1 protein-coding gene is annotated in these 1,111 nt (G+C 44.5%); it reads right to left on the bottom strand.

What is annotated here, in order from left to right; all coding sequences use genetic code 11:
* Positions 1-53 precede the first annotated feature (53 nt).
* Positions 54-1,111, bottom strand: a 1,058-nt coding sequence (locus tag BCT81_RS28475) for a GTPase (RefSeq protein WP_198596986.1), incomplete at its 5' end; no start/stop codon positions are given.

Genomic DNA, 1,111 nt, shown 5'->3' with positions numbered 1-1,111 from the left:
TTGTTTACCAAAGCGATATTACGGCTTAACCAATATCGCTTTGGTATTGTTGGCTATTTTTTCTTAGTGACTTGTTTTATCGCCATCTCAGCCAGTTTAGGCGTTGCGGCTTTCAATGCGCTCGGAGCAAGCTTCTTACCCGCTTTCATGGCTTTATTAAGCTGGCCTTTTACCGAGGTTCCTCTATTGATAGCTTCGAGGCGCTGACGATTTCTCTGCACGTTATTGGCGTCTGCGATGTGTTCGATCAGCGTCTGTTTCAAAGCCTCTAAACCAAACTGTACCTTTTCAGGTGCAATCGCTAGTGGTAAAGCAATATCAGGCTTCAGAAGTGTTTGATTGTATTCAAGGGCCTGAGCAATGATCTTAGCTTTTGCCGAGGTTGGATTCTCCAAATTGTAAGGTGGCTGCCACTCTTCCACCGGCTTTAACCGATCGACTTGGTTGACGACAGTGATCACAATGGGCTGCTTGCGCGAAATGTTCTTAGGATCATCGTAAAATGCATCAAACTTATCTTTAAGCTGTTTATCCAATTCACGAGCAGACTGATTCGCCTTAAGTACCCACAACACCACATCAGCTTGAGTCATCTCTTTAAGCATCACAGCTTCGGTTTTAGCGTTTCCATCCAACCCTTGAAGATCAACTACTCTCACATCGTTGTCATCAACAAATGCGTTGTAAACCGTCGAGGTGTCCGTTGATGGTAGAACATCCACCTCAGCAACCATTTCCTGCTTGAGAGCATTGATAATCGATGATTTACCAGAGCTCGTTTGCCCGACCAGTACAATTCTCACTGGTTCTAATTCAGGAGCGAAACGCTTCTGGTCGACTTCTGAAACATCGGAAACTTTTAACGCTTCATCTTCAATGCTGAAACGCCCACTGTATAAATCGATCGCAACGGCTGCTACTTCATCGAGCAAGGCTTGTTTCGCTGCATATTGCATGTCGTCCACAACGCCCTTTGTCATAGACGCTGTCGCTTGCTCACGACCTAAGTCAGAAATAACCTTCAATGGATTCAAATACAGATTTTTAAGGTGATTACCCCAAATCGCCGCTTTGAAGATCTTTTGTCCCAATTCACCATATTTATCATAGG

Origin of the sequence: Vibrio sp. 10N.261.52.A1, assembly GCF_002876325.1 — a bacterium.
GTDB classification, from domain to species: domain Bacteria; phylum Pseudomonadota; class Gammaproteobacteria; order Enterobacterales; family Vibrionaceae; genus Vibrio; species Vibrio chagasii.
This window is presented reverse-complemented; position numbering and strand designations above follow the sequence as displayed.